We start from the raw sequence: 24,758 nt of genomic DNA on the forward strand, positions 1-24,758 counted from the left end.
CGAGTAACGTCGATGCTGACCCGGTAATGGAGCGATGGCCGGCGGTGGCACCGTCAGCGCAGCGTCGTCTGCGCCACGGGATACACCGACTCCCAACCGCCACCCAACGCCTTGTACAACCCGACGGCCGCCAGCGACACGCCGGTCGAACTCTCGACCCACTGCTCCTGCGTCGCCAGCAACGCCCCTTGCACGGTGAGTACGCTGACGAAATCCACCACGCCCTCGACGTACTGCTGTTGCGCGGTGTCCAGAGCAATGCGGTTCTGGCGCACGGCTTCGGCCAGGCTGTCGCGACGCAACTGGCTGGCGTTGTAGGCGGTCAGTTGGTCATCGATTTCATGCCAGGCGCGCAGCACGGTTTGCTGATAGGCGATAGCGGCTTCCTGTTGTTGTGCTTCACGTAATTCGAGCACACCGCGCAAGCGGCCGCCGTCGAACAACGGCAAGCTCAATTGCGGACCGATCCCGAACGAGCGCGAACCCCAGGAGCCGAAATCGCTCAGTTGCATGGCCTGGGAACCGATGTTCCCCGACAGGGTGATGCGCGGATAGAAATCGCCCTTGGCCACGCCAATGCTGGCCGTGGCGGCATGCAGCCGTGCTTCGGCCTGGCGAATGTCCGGCCTGCGCTCAGCCAGTTGCGAGGGCAAGCCAATGGCGACCTGACGCGGAGTCTGTGGCACCGGTGCGTCTGTGGATAACTCCGCCGCCAATGCCTGGGGCGGTTCGCCCATCAACAGACTCAAGGCGTTGATCAGTTGCCACTGGCGCTGCTCCAGTGTGGGCAGGCGCGATTCGATGGCCGCTACCTGCGCGGCGGCTTCGGCGACATCCAGATCCGTCGCGACGCCGTCGGCCAGGCGCAGTTGCGAGAGCTTCAGGCTATGACGGGCGACGTCGAGATTCTGTTCGGTGACGAGCCGGGTGTTCTGCACGCCGCGTAGTTGAATGTAGTCCTGGGCGGTTTCGGCCAGCACCGACAGCAGCACACCGCGTCGGTCGTTCTCGGCGACTTCCAGGTTGGCGTCGGCCGCTTCGGTTTCCCGCCGCACGCGCCCCCAGAAATCCAGCTCCCAGGAGGCGGAAAAGCCGGCATCCCACAGGTTGAAGGCAGATTGGCCGTTGTGCCCTGACGGGTCGTTCAGGCCTTCACCACTGTTACGGTTGCGTCCGTAACGGCCGCTGGCGGCCGTGTTGGGGTAGCGCTCGGCGGTGATGACCTGACGCACTGCGCGACTTTGCTGCAAGCGGCTGCTGGCCAGCTTCAGATCGAGGTTGTCGGTCAGGGCGCGCTGGCTCAGGGCCGAGAGTTTCGGGTCGTGGAACACCTCCCACCAGCGCTCGGCCATTGTTTCGGCGACGGCCTGGCTGGCGGCTGCCTTTGATGGTTTCGACCATTCGGTGATTTCGGTGGCTTCGGGCTTTTTGAAATCGGGGCCGACGGTGCATGCGCTGAGACTCATGATGAGCAAGGCACTGAAGGTGAGTGGCTGCCACTGCCCTCTTCGCGAGCAAGCCCGCTCCCACAGGGGAATGCGGTCAACTGTGGGAGCGGGCTTGCTCGCGAAGGCGTCAGCACGATCAACGAAAATCTTCATCGCTGAACAACCTCCTTCTCCTTGGCGGTAGCCGTATCAATACTCGCCTCCACCGACATCCCCACCCGCAAGCGCTCGGCCAGCGACTGCCCCGGCTCCAGCACGATCTTCACCGGAATCCGCTGCACCACCTTGGTGAAGTTGCCGGTGGCGTTGTCCGGTTTGACTGCGGCGAACGTCACCCCGGTGGCCGGTGCAATGCTTTCGACACGACCGTTCAATGCCGCACCGCCCAGGCTGTCGACGCGCACTTGCACAGCCTGCCCAGGCTGCACATCCGTCAATTGGGTTTCCTGGAAATTGGCCATCACATAAGCCTGCGCCAGCGGCACCACTGCGAGGATTTTGCTGCCCGGAGTGACGTAGGCACCGACCCGCACCGCGCGTTCGCCGACCATGCCGTCCTGAGGCGCGACGATCCGCGTGTAAGACAACTCGTAGCTGGCCATTTCCAGCTTCGCTTGCGCCCGCTTCAGCCCCCCTTCGGCGGCATCGCGCTGAGCCGCGAGGATATCCACCTGCTTGCGTTCCGCCGCCAGCACTGCCGTGGCGTTGGCCAGCCGTGCGGACGCCTGGTCGATGCGCGTTTGCGCCTGTTGCGCATTTTGCACCGTGCCGGCGCCCACCCCGGCGAGGTGGTTGTAGCGATTCAATTCATGCTCGGCAAAGGCCATTTCCGCCTTGGCCGAAACCACCGAGGATTGCGCCTGGGCAATCACCGACGCCTGGCGCTCCAGGGTCGCCCGGGCATTTTGCAGTTGCGCCCTGGCCACCAGCGTTTCGGCATCGGCGGCCTCGGCGGCGGCGCGTAGATCCCGGTCATCGATCAGCGCCAGCAACTGCCCGGCCTTGACCTGCTGGTTGTCCTCGACCAGCACTTGCTTGATAAACCCGGCGACCCGCGGCACGACCAGGGTGAAATCCGCCGAGACATAAGCATCGTTGGTGTTCTGCTGAGTACGCTTGCCGAACAGGCCGGGCATCGTCAGGTACAGCAATACGCCGACGGCCAACGCGGCGACCACGGCCACCGCGACTTTCTGCTTTGCTTGAGTGTTCATAAAAACCTTCTGTATCAGTGGAGCATTCAGGTCGGTGCACGCGGCGGATAGATCCGCGTCGGCAGCCAGAAAATCAGCAGGATCAAGGTCACGGCGATACCGGCCATGCACAGGTAAAGATCAGAGGAAGTGAGCACCACCGCTTGCTCATGCAGACGATGAGCGAGGCTTGCGCTGTCGCGCTCGGCCAGCGGCGAGTTGCCGAGGCGATCGACCAGCATGGTCGAGTGAAAATGCAGACGTGCCGTGGTCAGCGCTTCGATCACACCGGTAGCGATGACCGCCGAAAGGCCTTTGACGGTGTTGAACCAGGCCGATGCGAATGGCCCTTGCATCGGGTTGATGCTGCCGGTGGACAGCATCAGCAGCGGCAACACCGCCATGGGCTGGCCGAAAATCTGCAGCCATTGCAGCACATAGAAATCGTCGCGAACCCACGCGGACGTCAGTTGCGAACCGCCGACGCACGACAGCGCCAGCATGCTCAGGCCAAGGCCCAACACCCAGCGGCAATCGACCCAGCGAAAGTTGCACAGCGCCGCCACCAACGGCAGCGCAATCAATTGCGGCAGCGCCGCCAGCAGCATGATCGGCGCGGTCTGTACCGGACGATAACCCTGGACCTGCGCCAGGTAGCTGGACGGGATAATAATCACCGCCTGCAACACCACCAGCACGCCCGCCAGGGTCAGCAGGGCGAAAGACAGGTTACGGATGCCGAGCATCTGCATCTTGAAAAACGGCATTGGCTGCGACCATTCGCCGGTCAAGAACAGCACCAGCAGCAACAGCCCGCCGCCGAGCAATCCGCAGATCAGGTTCGACTCGAACCAGTCCAGGCGATTGCCCTGCAAGATGCCGATCACCAGCATGCAGATGGCGGGAAAACCCAGCAGCACACCGCGCCAGTTGAAGGACTTGAAGCGTTCCAGACGCAGCGGGTCCCGGGGTAAGCCATACGCCACCGCGGCCATGGCAATCAGGCACGGCGCGATGATTTGCCAGAAGGTCCATTGCCAGCCGGCGTACTCGGTCCACAACCCGGCCAATGGCGTGCCCAGGCCAGGGCCGAACGTCGCCGTCAGGGCATAACCGGCCAGGCCATACAACTTCACATTGGCCGGCAGAAACCGCAGGGCCACGGTCATCAGCATGGGCGGCAATGCGCCACCCGCCAGGCCTTGCAAGGTGCGCAGCAACAACAGGCTTTCGTAATTCGGGGCGAACGGGCACAACACACCCAACAGGGTGAACAGGCTGATGGCCCACAGGGTGAAACGCCGCAACGAGAACGTCACCGCACACCACGGCGCGAAGGCCATGGCCGCCACGGAAGTCGCGGTGTAACAGGCGACCAGCCAGGTGCCTTCGTCGTAGCCGATGGCCAACGCACCACGGATGTCGGCCAGGGCGACTTTGGTCACCATCTCGTTCAGGCCTGACACCAGCACCGCCAGCAGCACGCCCACCAGGCCGATGATGATTCGCGGACCGAAGACCTGTGGTGAAGCTGTCGGGCCGGTCGCGGCGATGGGGGCCGGGGCCGTGAGGGAAGTCATGTATTGCAAGCTCCGGCGTGGAAAGACCGAAGCATTCTAGGAAGCGTGATGCCTGACGAAAATCAACTTATTGGCAGGTTATAAGTGTGCCAGACGCAACGATACAACCCCCTGCCCCTGTAGGAGCGAGCTTGCTCGCGATGGACGCCAACGATAACGCGTGCTGACTGATTGATCGTGTCGTTCAGACGTTTTTCGCGAGCAAGCTCGCTCCTACAGGGGGGGAAATTGCGTTCACCTCAGTCCGGCTGTGCAGCCAGCCAGGTTTCATCGCAGCAGGATTTCAGCGTTTCGCGCAGCCAGCGATGTGCCGGGTCCTTGTCGAAGCGCGGGTGCCAGGCTTGGGTCAGCATCAAGGTCGGCAACGGGATGGGCAGGTCGAACGAGCGTAGCTTCAACCCCAGCCGCCGCACACTCAGCAAGGCCTCCTTGGGCACCGGCAGTATCAGGTCGGAATCGGGCAAGGCGAACATCGCCGCATGAAAACTGGGCGCGATCACCGCCACCCGCCGCTCCAGCCCCAGGGCATTGAGCGCGGTATCGATGGGCCCACGGGCAATGCCACGCCGGGACATGCTGATATGGGAATAACCGGCATAGCGCTCTGCCGTGATCTCTTCGTCCAACAGCGGGTGATCCTCACGCACCAGGCCGACGAAGTGGGTGGAAAACAGGTTCTGGACTTTCACTTCCGGCGTCAGCGGACGGGTGTTACTGATGCTCAGATCGATCCGCCCTTCGCGCAACGCCTCATCATCGCCATCGCCTTCGGGTACGAAACGCAATTCACAGTGCGGTGCCTGTCGGTCAAGGGTGTCGAACAGTTTGCCGCCGTAGACGCCGACAAAAAAGTCGTTGGCCCGAATACTGAAACGCCGCCGCAACGAACTCAGTTCCACCGCATCAGCCGAGCGAAACAGCAACCCGGCCTGCTCCACCACACTGCGCACTTGCTCGCGCAATTCCAGCGCCTTGGGGGTCGGCACCAGGCCACGCCCGGCACGCACCAAAATCGGATCGCCAATGGCTTCGCGGATGCGCGTCAACGTCCGGCTCATTGCCGCCGGACTCAGGCTCATCCGCCGCGCGGCGCCCACCACACTGCCCTCGTCGAGCAAGGCGTCGAGGGCGACCAACAGGTTCATGTCTGGCAATTGCATTGCGAGCACTCGTGTCTGATCAGGGTTGATTCAGACGCAATGCTAGCAAACATCACCGAACCATCCCCCACCGTTTCACCGTCACCCGCTCCAAAGAATCAAACACCAGATTCTCCACCAGCAACCCAATCAGAATCACCACCGCCAACCCGGCAAACACTTTGTCGGTATACAGCTCATTGCGGTTCTGAAAGATGTACCACCCTAGCCCGCCCTTCCCACTGGTCGCACCAAACACCAGCTCAGCAGCAATCAACGTACGCCAGGCAAACGCCCAGCCGATTTTCAGCCCGGCGAGGATCGACGGCAGTGCTGCCGGGATCAGGATGAACAGCACGAAACGCATGCCCTTGAGGCCGTAGTTGCGCCCGGCCATGCGCAGGGTTTCCGAGACGCCGAGGAAGCCAGCGTAGGTGTTCAGCGCCAGCGCCCAGAGCACCGAATGCACCAGCACGAAAATCAGGCTGTTCTGGCCCAGTCCAAACCACAGCAGCGCCAGCGGCAGCAGGGCGATGGCCGGCAACGGGTTGAACATCGAGGTCAGGGTACTGAGCAGTTCACGACCCAATTGCGTCGACACCGCCAGTGTGGTCAGGGCAAATGCCAGGACGATGCCGATCAGGTAACCCTTGAGCAACACCACAAGGGAAATCCACACCTTGCCCAGCAATTCACCGCTGAGCAGGCCGTCGTACAACGCGTGAGCGGTTTGCACAAAACTCGGTAGCAGCAGGTCGTTGTTCTGATACCGCGCAACCGCTTCCCAAAGCACGGCGAGCAAAATCAGGATCAGGCTCTTACGTAGCCAGCCCTGTTGCCACAGACGTTGGCCGAGGAGTAATTCACGCTCCAGCCGCACGCTGGTCAGTGGCTGCAAAACCGTTTCGAACTCTTCACGCGGGGATGATAAATGGCTCATCGGGCCCTCCTTTCAACTGGCTCAATAAGCGATGCGGATGTCGGCGAAACCCAGTTCATGATCGGCTTGGGTCGGCTGGCCTTCGTCGAACAACAGCCGATGGATGCGCCGCGCTGATTCCTGGAACGCCACCCCGCCAAGGCTGTGCAAATCGTATTGATGGCTGTGGACTTCCGCCCGCACCCGCCCCGGATGCGCAGACAGCAACAGGATGCGGTTGCCCACCACCAGCGCCTCTTCGATGGAGTGCGTGACGAACAGCAGCGTGAAACGCACTTCCTCCCAGAGCAGCAATAATTCTTCCTGCATCTTGCGTCGGGTCAGGGCATCGAGGGCGGCGAAGGGTTCGTCCATGAGGAGGATTTTCGGCTGCATCGCCAGTGCCCGGGCAATCGCAACCCGCGCCTTCATCCCGCCCGACAGGGTATGCGGATAAGCATCGGCAAACGCTGCCAGACCGACCTTCTCCAGATAGTGCAACGCCCGCTCTTCGGCCTCTTTGCGCTTGAGGGTTTTCGAGGCCAGCAACGGGAACATCACGTTCTGCTTGATGCTTTTCCACGGCGGCAGTTGATCGAACTCCTGGAACACCACGATCCGGTCCGGCCCCGGCGCATCGACGCGCCGGCCTTGCAGGCGGATCTCGCCTTCCACGGGCTGGATGAATCCAGCCGCAGCCTTGAGCAACGTCGACTTGCCGCAACCGGACGGTCCGAGCAGGACAAAACGGTCCGCCGGATCGATCTCGAAACTGACTTGATGGGTCGCCCGCACCACACGCTGCCGCGTGCGGTATTCGAGGCTGACGTTATCGACCGACAGCAGCGCCTGGGCTGCCGCGATCGATTTGCTGACCGTGTGGCCTTGCAAAGGGGCGTTCATTTCGGTCAGCTCCCTTGCAGCGGTTTGGCGTCCTGGAAGAAGTAGTCCTTCCATGAATCCGGTTTGTTTTTGATCGCGCCGACACGGTAGAGGAACTCGGCCAGCGGGTAAGTGTTTTTCGGCGTGACGCTGAATTCGAACTGCGGGTTGTCGATGATTTTCAGCAACGCGGCGCGGTCGATCTTGGCCTTGGTAACGCGGATGTAAGTGTCCGCCGCCGCGCCTTTGTCGTGCTGGGCAAACGCGGCCGCTTCGGTCAGCGCATCAATGAATGCCTTGTAGGTTTTCGGGTTCTCGTCGCGGAATTTCTCGGTGGCGAACAGCACCGTCGGCGAGTTCGGACCGAGCAGGTCATAGGTGTTCAGCACCACGTGCACGTTGGGATTGGCCAGTTCCTGATCCTGGAACGGCGGGTTGGAAAAGTGCCCACTCAGCTCGGTGCCGCCGGCCACCAACGCCGCTGTCGCGTCGGGATGTGGAACGGCGATGGTGTACTTGTCGAGGCGATTGAAGTCCTTGTCACCCCACTGCTTGGCCGCCGCGTATTGCAGGAAGCGCGACTGCACCGACACGCCCACCGCCGGCACCGCAATACGGTCCTTCTCGGTGAAGTCAGCGATAGTTTTGACCTTGGGGTTATTACTCACCAGGTAGTACGGAAAGTTGCCCAGGGAAGCCACGGCCTTGACGTTCTGCTTGCCATGGGTGCGGTCCCAGATGGTCAGCAGCGGGCCGACACCGGCACCGGCAATATCGATCGAGCCCGACAGCAACGCATCGTTGACCGCCGCACCGCCGGAGAGCTGGGTCCAGTCGACCTTGATGTCGATGCCCTCCTGCTTGCCGTACTTCTCGATCAGGTTCTGATCGCGCACCACATTGAGCAGCAGGTAGACGATACCGAACTGCTCGGCAATGCGGATTTCACCTTCGGCGTGGGCCACGGTCGGCGCCACCAGGCTGCCGGCAATCAGGCTCAAACCCAGGCCGATGGCGGCGGCCAGCGGTGCGAATGGAAGACGTTTGGACATGATCAGATCTCCGACAAATCAGAAAGGCGCGTCGCCCTGGATGGTGGTGCGATACAGCTTGCGGCGCAGATGGCTGGGGCATCCGGCGGCGAGGTGGATCAGCGAACGGTTGTCCCAGAACACCAGGTCATGGGGCTGCCATTGATGGCGGTAGATGTTTTGCGGCAGCACGCTGTGGGCGTAGAGCTCGGTCAGCAGTTGCTGGCTCTCGTCTTCCGGCAGGCCAACGATGCGGGTGGTGAACCCTTCGCTGACGAACAGTGCCTTGCGGCCGTTTTCCGGATGGGTGCGCACGACCGGGTGCACCACTTCAGCGACCTGGGCGAGTTGCTCCGGGGTCAGGGTCGGGCGCCAGTTGCCTTCGAATTTTGTTTCGCTGTATCGCGCCGTGTACGAGTGTGCCGCCGAGCGGCCTTCCACCGCTTTGCGCAATGCGACCGGCAGGTTGTCCCAGGCTTTGTGCATGTCGGCGAACAGCGTGTCGCCACCCTCCGCTGGCAGCTCTTGGGCATGCAGCATCGAGCCCAGGCTCGGCAGCTCCTTATAAGAAAGATCGGAGTGCCAGAACTTCCCGGCATCACCGAGGCCGATGTTCTGGCCGTTCTCGATGATGTTGGAAACGATGAGGATTTCCGGATGCCCTGCCAGCAGGAACTGCTTGAGCACGTGGATCTGCAACACGCCAAAGCGACGGCTGAAATCGATGTGCTGTTCGGGGGTGATGCGCTGGTCGCGGAACACCACCACATGATGGTCCAGGTGCGCGCGGTGAATGCGTGCGAAGTCCTGATTATTGATCGGACGGGACAGATCGAGGCCGATGATTTCGGCCCCCACCGCTCCGCTGAACGGGCGGATTTCAAAGAATTGTGGCGCGATGCTTGGCGAAGCTGAAGCTGCAGACATAAATCACTCCCACGCACGGCACGCTCAAAGGCGCGCGCGTCGATCAGAAACTCACGGAGATCCCGTGTTGGTTCGTGTCGTGCGGCGCGCGGATTGGTCGGCAGGTACGCAGGAGGTTGACTTTATAGATATAAGAATTGAAATTTAAATACCGTTAACGAATAACGATATGGCGATTGCTAAGGAGATGGGGGGAATCGAGGTGTGACTTTATTTGTCACTTTCTGACAGGATTGTGGTGTTTTGGCGGACGCTATCGCGAGCAAGCTCGCTCCTACAGGGGTTCTCCGTTGGGCACAAAATTGTGTTCCAGCAAAAATCCATGTGGGAGCGAGCCTGCTCCGGGCGGCGTTCCGACGAAGAGGCCATCAGCCTCGATGAATTTCTAGCGCTCGTGCAGCGCCTCGGCCCGCGCGCGGATGATCGGCTTGAGCAGGTAGCTGAGGACAGTCTTCTTGCCGGTGATGATGTCCACCGAAGCCACCATCCCCGGAATGATCAGCAACGGCTTTTCATCGGTGCCCAAGTGGCTGCGGTCGGTGCGCAGCTTGATGATGTAGTAGGTGGTCTTCTTGTCTTCGTCGGTGATGGTGTCAGCGCCGATCTGCTCAAGCCTGGCCTTCAGACCGCCGTAGATGGTGTAGTCATAGGCGGTGAATTTCACCGTCGCTTCCTGCCCCGGATGCAGGAACGCGATGTCCTGCGGGCGGATCTTCGCCTCGACCAGCAAGGTGTCGTCCAGCGGCACGATTTCCACCATGTCGCTGCCTGGCTGGATAACCCCGCCGATGGTATTGACCAGCAACTTGTTGACGATACCCCGCACCGGCGAAGTGACCAGCGTCCGGCTGACCCGGTCTTCCAGGGCCTTGCCGGTGGCCTGGGCCTTGTTCAGGTCGGTGCGTGCTTCGTTGAGTTGGGTCAGGGCTTCGCTACGGAATTTGCCACGGGTTTCATCGACCTTGCGCTGCACTTCCTTGATTGCCGATTCGGCACGTGGAATGGCCAGGGTGGTGGCGTCGAGCTGACCACGGGTCTCGGCTTCGGCACGCCTGAGGCGCAGGACTTCCACCGGCGATACCGCGCCCTGGGCCACCAACGGCTCGGACATGCTGATTTCCTGACGCTGGAAGCCCAATTGCTGGCGATACTGCGCCTGCTTGGACGTGAATTCGCGCAGCTCCTGCTGGCGCTGGATCAGCTGCTCCTGCAAGCCGCCAATCTCGTCGTGCAACTGTTGGCGGCGGCTTATATAGAGCGACTCTTCGCTCTTGGCCTGACCCGGCACGGCCTTGAGTACATCTTCGGGGAAGTTCAGCGGGCGATCTTCGACCTCGGCGCTCAGGCGTTCGACCCGCAGCAGCATCGACAACCGATCGGCCTCGGTTTCACCGACGTTCGAAGCAAATCGCGTGTCGTCCAGGCGAATCAGCGGTGCGCCGGCCTCGACGATCTGGCCTTCCTTGACGAACAGCTCGGCAACGATGCCGCCCTCGAGGTTCTGGATTTTTTGGATCTTCGACGATGGAATCGCCTTGCCGTCGCCCTTGGTCACTTCGTCGATGACCGCGAAGTTGGCCCAGAGCATCAGGAATACAAAGAAAGCGATGATCGCCCAGATCGTCAGCCGCACCACTCGCGGCGCATCCTCGATCAGCGCCTTGTTGACCTCCGGCAGCGGCTGGCCCTGCAGCGAAGCAGCGCCTTTGAAGTAGCGACGGATCGAATCCTTACCCGACTTAAGCAACACTGATCTGCCCCTTCTTCAACGCTTCCATCACCGCGGCTTTCGGGCCGTCGGCGAGTATCTGCCCGCGGTCGATCACGATCAGTCGATCGACCAGCGACAACAGCGATGCCCGGTGCGTCACCAGCACCATGGTCTTGTTTTCGATCACCGCTGCCAGGCGCTGCTTGAGGCGTTCTTCGCCGGTGTTGTCCATAGCACTGGTCGGTTCGTCGAGCAGCAGGATCGGCGGATTGAGCAGCAATGCGCGGGCCAGGGCGACGTTTTGCCGTTGGCCACCGGAAAGGTTCTGCCCGCGCTCGCCCACTTGCAGCTCATAGCCCTGCGGATGCAGGCGCGCGTATTCGTGGACGCCGGCCAGCTCTGCCGCTTGCAACACCAGTTCGTCCTCGACATACCGCGCACCGGAAACCAGGTTGTCGCGCAAGGTGCCGGCGAGCAACTGAATGTCCTGGGGCACGTAGCCAATGTTGTAGCGCAGCTCGCTGACGTCGATCTGGCGAATATCCACACCATCGACCAACAACGAGCCATCATCTGGCTGATACAGCCCCACCAGCAATTTCGCCAGCGAGCTCTTGCCCGAACCGCTTCGGCCAATGATGCCGACCTTCTCGCCGGGACGAATCGACAGGTTGATGTTCTTCAGCGCCAGGTTCTGCTGTTGCGGGTAGGTGAAGTTGAGCTGGCGGCACTCAATACCGCCCTGCAGCACCTTGCGGCTGAGCGGACGCTCTTCGAAATTGCGCTCCTGGGGCAGCTCCATCATCTGGTCGACCGAGGTCATGGTCACCCGCGCCTGCTGATAACGGGTCAACAACCCGGACAGTGACGCCAGCGGGCTGAGCGCTCGGCCACTGAGCATGTAGCAGGCAATCAGGCCGCCCATGCTCAGGTGACCGTCGATGATCTGGTACACGCCGAAGACGATCATGATCACCCCGGCCAGTTGCTGGATCAGCAAGGTGATGTTCATCGCCAGACCGGAGAGCATTTTCACCCGCAACTCAAGACGACTGAGGGTGCCGATGGTCTGTTCCCACTGGTACTGGCGCTCGCTTTCGGCGTTGTTGACCTTCACCGCATCCAGGCCGGCCAGGGTTTCGATCAGGCTCGACTGACGCTCGGCCCCCAGCGCCATGGTCCGTTCCATGGTTGCCACCAGGGGTTTCTGCAAGGCGTAGCCGATGGCCAGGGCGATCGGGAATGCCAGCACCGGAATCCACACCAGGTGCCCGCCAAGGATCGCGATGACGATAAAGATCAGAATCGTGAACGGCAGGTCGATCAGGCTGGTCAGTGTCAGCGAGGCGAGGAAGTCCCGCAGGCTCTGGAACTCATGGATGTTCTGGGCAAAGCTGCCGACCCGCGCCGGCCGGTATTTCATGGCCATGCCGACGATGCGCTCGAACAGCGTGGCCGAGATGATCAGGTCGGTTTTCTTGCCGGCCAGGTCCAGGCACAGGCTACGCAGGCTTTTCAGGATCAGGTCGAAGAGGTAGGCGCCCGTGATGCCGAGTGCCAGCACCCAGAGCGTCGCTTCGGCCTGGTTCGGCACGACGCGGTCGTACACGTTCATCACGAACAACGGCGCAGCCATGGCAATGATGTTGATCAGAAAACTGGCGGCAATGGCGTCGACATACAACCAGCGCGAACGCTTGAGGGTGTCGCGAAACCACGAGCGCGCACGCGGAATCAGCGTGCCGTGGTTGACGTCGAATTTGTGCTGGGGCTGAGCGAAAAAGACCTTGTCGGTGTAGTCGTCGGCCAGCAGTTCGCGAGTGACCAGGGACTCACCGCCATCGCTTTCGCTGAGCAGCACCCGCGCCAGATCTTCGCCTTGCCAGCCAAGCAGGACAGCACTGCGACCGTCCTTGAGCAGCAACAATGCCGGCATGGCAATCGCCGGAATATCCTTCAGCTTGCGTTGCAGCACCCGACCTTGCAGCCCAGCGCGAGCTGCCGCACGTGGCAGCAAGTCGACACTCAAGCGTTGCTCGGGCAGCGGCAGGCCGGTGGTCAGCATTGCCGCGCTGGCAGGCTTCTGGTGCAGCATGCAAAGAGCGAGCAGACCATCCAGTAACGGATCGTCATGCAACGCGCGCGGATCATGAATGAGTTGAACCCGACTGACTTCTGATTCCACGCTCGGCACTCTTGGCTAACAATTGAACAACGAAGGTCCCGCTCAATTCATACCGGGCAATTGAACCTTGGGCTTCACGTCGTTCTGCACAACGGATGCCAATGGTGCGACCACTCCCTGGCTTTTGAGCAATTCGCCCATGGTCGCCTTGATACGGTACTGAGTAAATAACTGAGAGTTCTTGATCTCCGCCAGACGACGAGAGGAGGTAAACAGTTCGTTTTCACTGTCGAGCAAATCGAGCAGGGTGCGCTCGCCGAGGCTGAACTGACGCTGGTAAGCGGTCCGCACGGCGGTGCTGTGATCGACGTATTGCTGGGCGATCGGCACCTGCGCGTTGGCGTTGTTCAGGGCATTCCAGGCCAGGCCCAGCTCTTCATTCAATTGGCGCAGGGCGTTGTTGCGGATGTCCAGCGCCTGGTTCGACAGGTAGGACTTGGATTCCAGATCGGCCTTGTTGCTGCCGCCGGAGTACAGGTTGAAGCGCATGCGCAGCATGGCTTGCCATTCGTTGTCGTGGCCGTTCTGGCCATCAATATCGTTGTTCGCGGTGCGACCCAATTCAGCATCGAAGCGTGGGTAGAAGGTCGACTTGGCCGTGTCGTACTGCTTCTCGGCAGCGGCGATATCGGATTCGGCCGAGCGCAGGATCGGGCTGTTTTCCAGCATCTGCGCGCGGGCTTCATTCAGATTGGCCGGCATCAGCGCCATGAAGCTCGCCGGACGCTCCAGTTGATCCGGCATCTGGCCGACAGCGGAGAGGTAGTTGGTTTCGGCGTCAGCCAGGTTGGTCTGCTCGGTGATCAGGTTGTTGCGCGCCTGGGCCATCCGCGCCTCGGCCTGATCGAGGTCGGCGCCGCTGCCGACGCCGCGCTGGGTGCGCAGCTGGATCTGGTCGTAAATGCGTTGGTGGCTCTTGAGGTTGTCCTCGGCCAGACGCACGAATTCGCGACGGGTCAGCACGTCGAGATAAACCTGGGCCACGGTCAGCCCGGTACGCTCGGAAGTACTCAGCAGCGAGTAGGCGCGGGAGTTGACGGCGGCTTGTTGACGCCCAACTTCGCTGGATGTCGCAAAACCGTCAAAAACCATTTGGCTCAGACGCAAACTGGACTCACTGCGATTCAGGGTTTCCCAGTGCTTGTTGCCGCTGCTGTCCGTGCGTGTAGTCACGCTATCTGTGCCTTCACGACCGTAACCACCCAGCAGGTCGACCCGTGGCAGGTATCCACCTTTCGCAGCCTTCAATTGATAGTCCGCAGCCAATCGGCTGTTGACGCCTGCCTGGACTTCCGGATGGACATCCAGCGCTTGTTGCATGGCGTCTGGCAAGGACTGCGCCTGAACAAAAGACGCGGCGAGGACGAAAGGTATAGCCATGAACAAGGGCGAACGCATTGTAGGAATTTCCCAGGACTTCTTGTCTTGAATCACAGCAAAAGAGCGCGCTGCGTTGAAAGATCGCGAGCGGAATGACCGTATGTCGGAAAGTTAAAAAGCGGAACTGGATCACATACCGAGGACAGGCCACCACTGAAATATCAATGTGACATTACTGGGGCGATTGTTTAGGATGGCTCCAAGAAGGTCAATAGTTTGGCATAAAGTTAATAGCTAAAAATTCCAGCCAGATTATTGACGGATTTTTGCGTCAAACCTGTGCACCCTTTTTGCAATGTACGTCCAGACTGGTCGGCGCAGGCGTCATCAGGTCTATGGAAGTCAACTGAACGTGACACCCCGGAGAATCTTCAATGAGCAGTGTTGTTGCCATCGTCAAAAGCATTGTCGGTCAGGTTTTCGTGGTGTCCCCAGAGGGCGTCCGCCGTGTTCTCGTTGAAGGCGACAAACTGTTCGCCGGTGACCAGATCGACACTGGCCTTTCCGGTGCCGTGTCCCTGGAACTGGCCGATGGCCGCACCCTCGATCTGGGCCGTGACACACAGTGGAGCGCTGACGCCCCGGACTCCGGTACTGATCTGGCAGCCGCCACTGCGCAAGCCGCGACATCGGTAGAAGAGCTGCAACAAGCCATTGTCGCCGGTGCCGACCCGACCAAAGACCTTGAAGCCACCGCTGCGGGCCCGACGGCGGCAGGCTCTGGTGGTGCCGCCGGTGGCGGTCACAGCTTCGTGATGCTCGACGCCACCGCTGGCCGCGTCGACCCGACCATTGGCTTCCCGACCGCAGGTATCAACTCTGCCGGGCAAACAACCCTGGAAATCCCGGGTAGCCAGTCCACCAACGCCAACGTTAATGCCAACGCCAACGCCAATACCCCGAGTGAGTCAGTCCTCAGCCTCAGTGCCACGCCGACCATCACCGAGGCCGGTGGCGTGCTGGCGTACACCGCGACCCTGACCCAGGCACCGCTGAGCGATCTGACTGTCACCTTGTCCAACGGCGCCATGATCGTGATTCCCGCAGGCTCGACCACCGGCACCGTCAACGTGCCATTGGCTGCGAACGACACGGTCTATAACGACGCGACCCAGATCGAAATAACCGTCACCGGCACCAGCGGCGGCAGCGGCATCACAGTGACGCCGCCGACTACCCCGGCTGTGACCCAGATCACCGATACCATCGACACCACAACGGTCACCCTGACGGCCGGCAATACCGTCACCGAAGGTGGCCAGATCACCTACACCGCCACCCTGACCAACCCGGCCGGCACGTCGATGACTGTGACCCTGAGCAACGGCTCGGTCATCACCATCGAAGCCGGCCAGACCAGCGGCAGCGTCAACGTGCCGACTGCGGCCAATGATGTTTATGCCAACGGCAGCACCGTCAGCACCACCATCACCGGTACCACCGGCGGCAACTTCGAGAACCTGGTGCCAGACACCACGCCAGCCGTGACCACCATCACCGATTCCGTGGACAACACCGGGCTGAGCCTGACGGCCACCGGCACCGTCGTCGAAGGCGGGCAGATCACCTACACCGCCACCCTGAGCAATCCAGCCGGCACGCCGATGACTGTGACCTTGAGCAATGGCTCGGTCATTTCCATCGAAGCGGGCCAGACCAGCGGCAGCGTCAACGTGCCGACCCCGGCCAATGATGTTTATGCCAACGGCAGCACCGTCAGCACCACCATCACCGGCACCACCGGCGGCAACTTCGAAAACCTGGTGCCCAACACCACGCCAGCCGTGACCACCATCACCGATTCCGTGGACACCACCGGGCTGAGCCTGACGGCCACCGGCAACATCACCGAAGGCGGGCAGATCACCTACACCGCCACCCTGAGCAATCCAGCCGGCACGTCGATGACTGTGACCCTGAGCAACGGCTCGGTCATCACCATCGAAGCCGGCCAGACCAGCGGCAGCGTCAACGTGCCGACTGCGGCCAATGATGTTTATGCCAACGGCAGCACCGTCAGCACCACCATCACCGGTACCACCGGCGGCAACTTCGAAAACCTGGTGCCAGACACCACGCCAGCCGTGACCACCATCACCGATTCCGTGGACACCACCGGGCTGAGCCTGACGACCACCGGCACCGTCGTCGAAGGCGGGCAGATCACCTACACCGCCACCCTGAGCAATCCAGCCGGCACGCCGATGACCGTGACCCTGAGCAACGGCTCGGTCATTACCATCGAAGCCGGCCAGACCACCGGCAGCGTCAATGTGCCGACTGCGGCCAATGATGTTTATGCCAACGGCAGCACCGTCAGCACCACCATCACCGGTACCACCGGCGGCAACTTCGAGAACCTGGTGCCGAGTAAAGAGCCAGCAGTAACGTCCATCACTGACTCGATCGACACCACCACCGTGACGCTGAGCGCCACACCGAGCGTGGACGAGAACGGCACCATCACCTACACCGCCACGCTGACCGACAAGAACGGCGCCCCGGTGACCGCACAGAACGGTCCAGTGACCGTGACGCTGGACAGCGGCAAGGTCATTACCATCGCCGAAGGCCAGAGCACCGGCTCCTTGCCGGTCACGGTCGGCAATGACGTCTATGAAGGGCCGACCACGGTCACCGAGTCCATCAAGGAAGCGGTGGGTGGCAACCTCGAGACGATCAACCCGATCAAGACCCCGGTCAGCACCACGGTCAATGACGTCAGCGACAGCACCACGGTGACCCTGAGCGCCACGCCAAGCGTGGACGAGAACGGCACCATCACCTACACCGCGACCTTGACCGACAAGAACGGTGCCCCGGTTACCGCACAGAACGGTCCGGTGACCGTCACGCTGGACAGTGGCAAGGTCATCACCATTGCCGAAGGCCAGAGCGCCGGCAGCTTGCCAGTGAGCGTGGGCAACGACGTCTACCAAGGGCCGAGCACCATCAGCGAATCGATTAAATCGGCCGACGGCGGCAACCTCGAAGCCATCGATCCGATCAAGACCCCAGTGACCACCACGGTCAACGACGTCGACGACACCACCACGGTGACCCTGAGCGCCACCCCGAGCGTGGACGAGAACGGCACCATCACCTACACCGCCACCCTGACCGATGCCCAGGGCCAACCGGTGACTGCACAGAACGGTCCAGTGACCGTGACGCTGGACAGCGGCAAGGTCATTACCATTGCCGAAGGCCAGAGCGCCGGCAGCCTGCCGGTCACCGTCGGCAACGACGTCTACACCGGCCCGACCATCGTCAGCGAATCCATCAAGGAGGCAGTCGGCGGCAACCTCGAAGCGATTGACCCGATCAAGACCCCGGTCAGCACCACGATCAATGACGTCAACGACACCACCACCGTGACCCTGAGCGCCACCCCGAGCGTGGACGAGAACGGCACCATCACCTACACCGCGACCTTGACCGACAAGAACGGTGCCCCGGTCACCGCGCAGAACGGTCCGGTGACCGTCACGCTGGACAGCGGCAAGGTCATCACCATCGCCGAAGGGCAGAGCGCCGGCAGCCTGCCGGTGAGCGTGGGCAACGACGTCTACACCGGCCCGAGCACCGTGACCGAATCCATCAAGGACTCGGCGGGTGGCAATCTGGAGCTGGTGTTGCCAAACACCACGCCAGTGACCACCACGGTCAACGATGTCAACGACACCACCACCGTGACCCTGAGCGCCACCCCAAGCGTGGACGAGAACGGCACGATCACCTACACCGCGACCTTGACCGACAAGAACGGTGCCCCGGTTACCGCACAGAACGGTCCGGTGACCGTGACGCTGGACAGCGGCAAGGTCATTACCATTGCCGAAGGCCAGAGCGCCGGCAGCTTGCCGGTGAGCGTGGGCAACGACGTCTACACCGGCCCGAGCACCGTGACCGAATCCATCAAGAACTCGGCGGGTGGCAATCTGGAGCTGGTGTTGCCAAACACCACACCAGTGACCACCACGGTCAATGACGTCAACGACACCACCACCGTGACCCTGAGCGCCACCCCGAGCGTGGACGAAAACGGCACCATCACTTACACCGCCACCCTGACCGATGCCCAAGGCCAACCGGTCACCGCACAGAACGGTCCGGTGACCGTGACCCTCGACAGCGGCAAGGTGATCACCATCGCCGAAGGCCAGAGTTCCGGCAGCCTGCCGGTCACGGTCGGCAACGACGTCTACACCGGCCCGACCACCGTCAGCGAATCCATCAAGGAGGCAGTCGGCGGCAACCTCGAAGAGATTGACCCGATCAAGATCCCGGTCAGCACCACGGTCAATGACGTCAACGACACCACCACCGTGACCCTGAGCGCCACCCCGAGCGTGGACGAGAACGGCACCATCACCTACACCGCCACGCTGACCGATGCCCAGGGCCAACCGGTCACCGCGCAAAACGGTCCGGTGACCGTGACCCTCGACAGCGGCAAGGTCATCACCATCGCCGAAGGCCAGAGTTCCGGCAGCTTGCCGGTCACGGTCGGCAACGACGTGTACCAGGGGCCGACCACCGTGACCGAGTCGATTAAATCGGCCGACGGCGGCAACCTCGAGGCCATCAACCCGATCAAGACCCCGGTCAGCACCACGGTCAATGACGTCAACGACACCACCGTGACCTTGAGCGCCACCCCGAGCGTGGACGAAAACGGCACCATCACTTACACCGCGACCTTGACCGACAGGAACGGTGCCCCGGTTACCGCACAGAACGGTCCGGTGACCGTCACGCTGGACAGTGGCAAGGTCATCACCATCGCCGAAGGGCAGAGCGCCGGCAGCTTGCCGGTCACGGTCGGCAACGACGTCTACACCGGCCCGACCACCATCACCGAGTCGATTAAATCGGCCGACGGCGGCAACCTCGAAGCCATCGATCCAGTGAAAACGCCGGTCAGCACCACGGTCAACGACGTCAACGACACCACCACCGTGACCCTGAGCGCCACCCCGAGCGTGGATGAAAACGGCACCATCACCTACACCGCCACCCTGACCGATGCCCAGGGCCAACCGGTGACTGCACAGAACGGTCCAGTGACCGTGACGCTGGACAGCGGCAAGGTCATTACCATTGCCGAAGGCCAGAGCGCCGGCAGCCTGCCGGTCACCGTCGGCAACGACGTCTACCAGGGGCCGACCACCATCACTGAATCCATCAAGGAGGCAGTCGGCGGTAACCTCGAAGCCATCGATCCAGTGAAAACGCCGGTCAGCACCACGGTCAATGACGTCAACGACACCACCACCGTGACCTTGAGCGCCACCCCGAGCGTGGACGAAAACGGCACCATCACTTACACCGCCACCCTGACCGATGCCCAGGGCCAACCGGTCACCGCACAGAACGGTCCGGTGACCGTGACCCTCGACAGCGGCAAGGTCATCACCATCGCCGAAGGGCAGAGTTCCGGCAGCTTGCCGGTCACGGTCGGCAACGACGTGTACCAGGGGCCGACCACCGTGACCGAGTCGATTAAATCGGCCGACGGCGGCAACCTCGAGGCCATCAACCCGATCAAGACCCCGGTCAGCACTACGGTCAATGACGTCAACGACACCACCACCGTGACCTTGACCGCCACCCCGAGCGTGGACGAAAACGGCACCATCACCTACACCGCCACCCTGACCGATGCCCAAGGCCAACCGGTCACCGCGCAGAGCGGTCCAGTGACCGTCACGCTGGACAGCGGCAAGGTGATCACCATCGCCGAAGGCCAGAGCTCTGGCAGCCTGCCGGTGAGCGTGGGCAACGACGTCTACCAAGGGCCGACCACGGTGACCGAGTCGATTAAATCGGCCGACGGCGGCAACCTCGAAGCCATCGATCCGATCAAGACCCCGGTGAGCACCACGGTCAACGACGTCAACGACACCACCACCGTGACCCTGAGCGCCACCCCGAGCGTGGACGAGAACGGCACCATCACCTACACCGCCACCCTGACCGATGCCCAAGGCCAACCGGTCACCGCGCAGAGCGGTCCAGTGACCGTCACGCTGGACAGCGGCAAGGTCATCACCATCGCCGTCGGCCAGAGTGCCGGCACCCTGCCGGTGAGCGTGGGCAACGACGTTTACCAAGGACCGACCACGGTCACCGAATCCATCAAGGACGCGGTGGGTGGCAACCTCGAAGCGATCAACCCGATCAAGACCCCGGTCAGCAGCACGGTTACCGATGTCAACGACGCCACCACCGTGAAGCTGACTGCAACTCCATCGGTAAGCGAGAACGGCACGATCACGTACACCGCGACCATCACCGACAAAAATGGCGCCCTGGTCACTGCAAACGACACGCCGGTGACCGTGACGCTGGACAGCGGCAAGGTGATCACCATCGCCGTCGGTCAGAGTTCCGGCACTCTGTCGATCACCGTGGGCAACGACGTCTACGCTGGCGCACCAACCGTTACCGAATCAATCAAGACCGCCAGCGGCGGCAACCTGGAAGCCCTCGGCACGGACAAGACGCCAGTGTCGACCAGCGTCAGTGACTTCCAGGACACCACCACTGTCAGCATCAGTGGCAGCACCTCGGTGACCGAAGGTCAGACCGCCAGTTATACCGTCAGCCTGACTCACCCGGCCCAGACCGAAGTGACGCTGAAAATCGTCTACAGCGGTACCGCCGCCGACGGTTCGGACTTCACCGGTGTGTACACCGTGAAGATCCCGGCGGGCGCCAGCAGTGCCAACTTCAACGTCGCGACCATCGACGACAAAATCACTGAAGGCACCGAAAACTTCGTGGTCAAGATCGACTCGGCCACCGGCGGCAACTTCGAGAACCTGGCGATCAGTTCGTCCCACGGCAGCGTCAGCACTTCGATCATCGACAACGATGCACCGCCCGTACTGGACCTCGACGCCAACAACTCCAGCGACGCCACCGGGGCCGATTACAAGGTGACGTTCAGCGAAAACACGGCCGGTCCCGGCGTGTCGATCGGCGATACCGACCTGAACATCACCGACCCGGACAGCACTCTGCTGACCGGCGCGACCATCGTACTGACCAACCGTCAGGACGGCGATGCGCTGAACCTGGGCAACAGCGTCAACGGCATCACCATCAATGCCAACAGCACCAATGGCACCGTCACCCTGACCCTGTCGGGCAACGCGACGCTGGCCGACTACATGCAGCAGATCAAGAACATCACTTTCACCAACAACAGTGAAGATCCGGGCACCGTGCCGCGCATCATCACTGTGACGGTGACCGATGGCAGCAACTACTCCAACACCGCGACCACCACGGTCAATGTGGTGGCGGTCAATGACGCACCGGTCGCAGCACCGGTCAGCGTCACCGGCACCGAAGACACACCTCTGGTTCTCGGCTGGTCGACCTTCGGCGTCAGCGACGTCGACAGTCCGGCCGCCAACCTGGGCGTGAAAATCACCCAACTGCCGGGTGAGGGCAAACTGCAGTACCTGGACGGTTTGACCTGGAAAAATGTCGCCGCCGACCAGACACTCAGCAAGGCTGATATCGACGCTGGCAAACTGCGCTTCATGCCGGATGCCAACGAGTCGGGTGTAGACGGATATGGCGGTACCGGCCTGGGCAACAATCAGGCCGACTACGCACAGATCAAGTTCCAGCCAACCGACGGCCAGACACTGGGCAACACCGGCACGATCAAGATCGACATCACCCCGGTGGCGGATGCCCCGACCCTGAGCGTTGCCGACAACAGTGTGAAGTCCACCGGGCTGATCAAGGAAGTCTGGACCGGCCTTTCAGGTCTGGGCACCAGCGGCAACGGCGCGGACTCGACTACGCTGAAAAACGTGATCGACGCCGCGGGCACACCGAACTCCACAGGCACCGTGACCAACGTGCAGTCCGACGGTGGCGTGACCGCCGGTACGGCGTCGAAAACCTCCGGCCTGATCTACCTCGAAGCCGGCAAGACTTACACCTTCAGCGGTGTTGGCGACGACAGCCTGCTGGTGACCATCGGCGGCAAGAACGTCGCCGCGATCACCTGGGGCGCGGGCGGCAACCTCAATGGTTCGTACACCCCGACCACCAGCGGCTACTACACCCTGGACATCTACCACCACAACCAGAGCGGCCCGGGCAGCTATGACGTCAACCTGTCGGTCAATGGCAGCACGCCGATCGACCTGAGCAGTGCCGGCGTACCGATTTACACCGGCGTGTCGGATCTGGTGAATGCCGGTGTGACTGTGTCCGACTTGCACGGCACCAATGGCGAAGGCTACTACGACGGTTACAAGCTCAATACCGGCGCTGAAGGCACCAGTGTGAAATTGTCCGCCATCACCAACGCGCTGACTGACACCGACGGCTCGGAAACCCTGAGCCTGAAAGTCAGCGGCATGCCGGTCGGCTCGGTGCTCACCGACGGCGCGGGACATACCTTCACAGTCACCGCGACCAATAGCGAGGCCAACGTGACGGACTGGAGCCTCGGCTCTCTGACCGTCACCCCGCCACCGTACTACAACGGCCAGTTCGACCTGACCATGACCTCGACCTCCACCGAGGCCCTGGGCGGTTCGGCCAGCAGCACTTCGCAGATTCCCGTGACCGTGTACCCGGCGGTCTATAACGCCGTCACCGCCACCGCGGCCAATGACACCGTCACTGGCACCGACGGCAACGACATCATGATCGCCGACATCGGCGGCCTGACCGTAGTGCCGGGCACCAACTACAACATCGCGTTCATGGTCGACAGTTCCGGCAGTATGAGTTCCTCGTCGATCAACTCGGCCAAGGACTCGCTGACGTCGGTGTTCAACACCCTCAAGCAAAGCCTGGGCAGCAACTCGGGTACGGTGAACATCTTCCTGGTGGACTTCGATGCCCAGGTCAACAAGTCGGTGTCGGTGAACCTCAATGACTCCAATGCTCTGACTCAGTTGAAGGCGACTCTGGACTCGATGTCGTCCGGCGGTGGCACCAACTACGAGGACGTGTTCAAAACCACGGCCAACTGGTTCCAGAGTGCAGATGCGGTGGCCAACACCGGGGCGAAGAACCTCACGTATTTCATTACTGACGGCAAGCCGACTTACTACCAGAGCGGCGAGTCGACCAACCCGACCCTGTATGGCAGCACAACACTCGATAGCCTGATCACCACCAGCAACTATCAGCTGGGTAAAGCGATCAGCCTGTTCCCCGACAGCACGCACCAGATCGACATTACCGCCTCAGGCTACATGACGGTCTGGACCAAGAACACCAATGGGAACGGGAACGGCAATGGCAACGGCAACGGCAACGGCAATAGCTGGTCGTCCAAGGACTTCGGCTATCTGCATGCCCAGGGCGACGGCACCTACGAGTTCTCGGGTCGTGACGGCGACGGCAGTAGCACCGACGGGGATACCATCAGCAACTCCACCAGCAGTTTCACATTGCTGAGCAACCTGTCGAACGTCGAGGCCATCGGCCTGAACAAGGACGTGACGCTCAACGACCTGAAGCCGTACGACTCGGATCAAACGCCACAAACCAACATCGACCCGCAGAATCTGGCCAACTCGATCATCGGCCACACCGAAGCGACGATGCCGGGTAACGACACTGTCAGCGGTGGCGACGGCAACGACCTCCTGTTCGGCGATCTGGTGAGCTTCAACGGCATTGCCGGCGAGGGTTACCAGGCGATGCAAGCCTTCGTGGCGCAGCAAACCGGCGTGGACGTCAGCAAAGTCACCACCAGCAACGTGCACCAGTACATCACCGAGCATTACACCGCGTTCGATGTGTCCGGTGCCCATGACGGCAGCGACACCCTGCTCGGCGGTGCGGGCAATGACATTCTGTTCGGCTCGGGCGGTAACGACACCCTCGACGGCGGCAAGGGCAATGACATCCTGCTCGGCGGCACCGGCAACGACATCCTGATCGGTGGTTCCGGTGGTGACACCTTCGTCTGGAAAGCGGGCGATACCGGTAGCGACGTGATCAAGGACCTCAACGCCAGCGAAGGCGACCGGATCGACCTGCGCGATCTGTTGCAGGGCGAAACCGGCAGCACCATCGACAACTTCCTGAAGATCACCACGGTCGATGGCGTGTCGTCGCTGCAAGTCAGCTCGAGCGGCCAGTTCAACTCGGGCAATGCGGCGGCGGCCACGCCGGACGTGACGATCAAACTGGAAGGCAACAACTGGTCGAGCGCCAACCTGCACAACCTGATTGCCGGTAGCGACCCGACCATCAAAGTCGATCACAACAACAGCTGATGCACGAAAACGGCCGCACCTTATGGCGCGGCCGTCACGTTTACGCCCACTGCCCGGTGACGATTTCGTCACCGCGCCACATACTGGCGTGC

12 protein-coding genes are annotated in these 24,758 nt (G+C 61.7%); 1 reads left to right on the forward strand and 11 read right to left on the reverse strand.

Annotation, left to right across the window (positions count from 1 at the left end; translation table 11 throughout):
* Positions 1-53: 53 nt before the first annotated feature.
* From KGA83_RS14965 to KGA83_RS15015, 11 genes are all read right to left on the reverse strand, one after another.
* Entirely contained in the window at positions 54-1,601 is a 1,548-nt protein-coding gene (locus KGA83_RS14965) for an efflux transporter outer membrane subunit (protein WP_108219771.1), read from the reverse strand.
* Positions 1,598-2,662, reverse strand: coding sequence for an HlyD family secretion protein (locus KGA83_RS14970; RefSeq protein ID WP_108219772.1), 1,065 nt, complete (start codon positions 2,660-2,662; stop codon positions 1,598-1,600). Before KGA83_RS14970 ends, KGA83_RS14965 begins: the two co-directional genes overlap by 4 nt.
* A 26-nt stretch (positions 2,663-2,688) precedes the next feature.
* Complete coding sequence (locus KGA83_RS14975) at positions 2,689-4,221, reverse strand: MFS transporter (RefSeq protein WP_223530035.1); 1,533 nt, start codon at positions 4,219-4,221, stop codon at positions 2,689-2,691.
* Positions 4,222-4,460: 239 nt separating this feature from the next.
* On the reverse strand, positions 4,461-5,381 hold the full coding sequence (locus KGA83_RS14980; protein ID WP_223530036.1) for a LysR family transcriptional regulator: 921 nt from the start codon (positions 5,379-5,381) through the stop codon (positions 4,461-4,463).
* 52 nt (positions 5,382-5,433) lie between these two features.
* Positions 5,434-6,300, reverse strand: coding sequence for an ABC transporter permease (locus KGA83_RS14985; RefSeq protein WP_223530037.1), 867 nt, complete (start codon positions 6,298-6,300; stop codon positions 5,434-5,436).
* A 21-nt stretch (positions 6,301-6,321) separates the two neighbouring features.
* The gene (locus KGA83_RS14990; RefSeq protein WP_223530038.1) at positions 6,322-7,182 is read right to left on the reverse strand and encodes an ABC transporter ATP-binding protein; all 861 of its coding nucleotides are present in this window, start codon (positions 7,180-7,182) and stop codon (positions 6,322-6,324) included.
* A 5-nt stretch (positions 7,183-7,187) separates the two neighbouring features.
* Positions 7,188-8,213 carry an ABC transporter substrate-binding protein gene (locus KGA83_RS14995; RefSeq protein ID WP_108219777.1) on the reverse strand — a complete coding sequence of 342 codons (1,026 nt, stop codon included), beginning with the start codon at positions 8,211-8,213 and terminating at the stop codon, positions 7,188-7,190.
* 18 nt (positions 8,214-8,231) lie between these two features.
* The gene (locus tag KGA83_RS15000; protein WP_108219778.1) at positions 8,232-9,119 is read right to left on the reverse strand and encodes a TauD/TfdA dioxygenase family protein; all 888 of its coding nucleotides are present in this window, start codon (positions 9,117-9,119) and stop codon (positions 8,232-8,234) included.
* Positions 9,120-9,504: 385 nt separating this feature from the next.
* Positions 9,505-10,869, reverse strand: coding sequence for an HlyD family type I secretion periplasmic adaptor subunit (locus KGA83_RS15005; RefSeq protein WP_108219779.1), 1,365 nt, complete (start codon positions 10,867-10,869; stop codon positions 9,505-9,507).
* A complete protein-coding gene (locus KGA83_RS15010) occupies positions 10,859-13,015 on the reverse strand; it encodes a type I secretion system permease/ATPase (protein WP_223530039.1) in 2,157 nt (718 codons plus the stop codon). Before KGA83_RS15010 ends, KGA83_RS15005 begins: the two co-directional genes overlap by 11 nt.
* 42 nt (positions 13,016-13,057) lie before the next feature.
* Positions 13,058-14,413, reverse strand: a complete 1,356-nt coding sequence (locus tag KGA83_RS15015; protein WP_223530040.1) for a TolC family outer membrane protein — start codon at positions 14,411-14,413, stop codon at positions 13,058-13,060.
* Positions 14,414-14,769: 356 nt separating this feature from the next.
* Here KGA83_RS15015 and KGA83_RS15020 point away from each other — a divergent pair, with 356 nt between their 5' ends.
* On the forward strand, positions 14,770-24,666 hold the full coding sequence (locus KGA83_RS15020; protein ID WP_223530041.1) for a retention module-containing protein: 9,897 nt from the start codon (positions 14,770-14,772) through the stop codon (positions 24,664-24,666).
* Positions 24,667-24,758: the final 92 nt, after the last annotated feature.

The sequence above is a fragment of the Pseudomonas sp. GL-R-19 genome, from assembly GCF_019956375.1.
GTDB lineage: Bacteria > Pseudomonadota > Gammaproteobacteria > Pseudomonadales > Pseudomonadaceae > Aquipseudomonas.

Coding starts and splice junctions, on each gene's coding strand:
- KGA83_RS14965 (WP_108219771.1), bottom strand. CDS start 1,601: ATGAAGATTTTCGTTGATCGTGCTGACGCCTTCGCGAGCAAGCCCGCT.
- KGA83_RS14970 (WP_108219772.1), bottom strand. CDS start 2,662: ATGAACACTCAAGCAAAGCAGAAAGTCGCGGTGGCCGTGGTCGCCGCG.
- KGA83_RS14975 (WP_223530035.1), bottom strand. CDS start 4,221: ATGACTTCCCTCACGGCCCCGGCCCCCATCGCCGCGACCGGCCCGACA.
- KGA83_RS14980 (WP_223530036.1), bottom strand. CDS start 5,381: ATGCAATTGCCAGACATGAACCTGTTGGTCGCCCTCGACGCCTTGCTC.
- KGA83_RS14985 (WP_223530037.1), bottom strand. CDS start 6,300: ATGAGCCATTTATCATCCCCGCGTGAAGAGTTCGAAACGGTTTTGCAG.
- KGA83_RS14990 (WP_223530038.1), bottom strand. CDS start 7,182: ATGAACGCCCCTTTGCAAGGCCACACGGTCAGCAAATCGATCGCGGCA.
- KGA83_RS14995 (WP_108219777.1), bottom strand. CDS start 8,213: ATGTCCAAACGTCTTCCATTCGCACCGCTGGCCGCCGCCATCGGCCTG.
- KGA83_RS15000 (WP_108219778.1), bottom strand. CDS start 9,119: ATGTCTGCAGCTTCAGCTTCGCCAAGCATCGCGCCACAATTCTTTGAA.
- KGA83_RS15015 (WP_223530040.1), bottom strand. CDS start 14,413: ATGCGTTCGCCCTTGTTCATGGCTATACCTTTCGTCCTCGCCGCGTCT.
- KGA83_RS15020 (WP_223530041.1), top strand. CDS start 14,770: ATGAGCAGTGTTGTTGCCATCGTCAAAAGCATTGTCGGTCAGGTTTTC.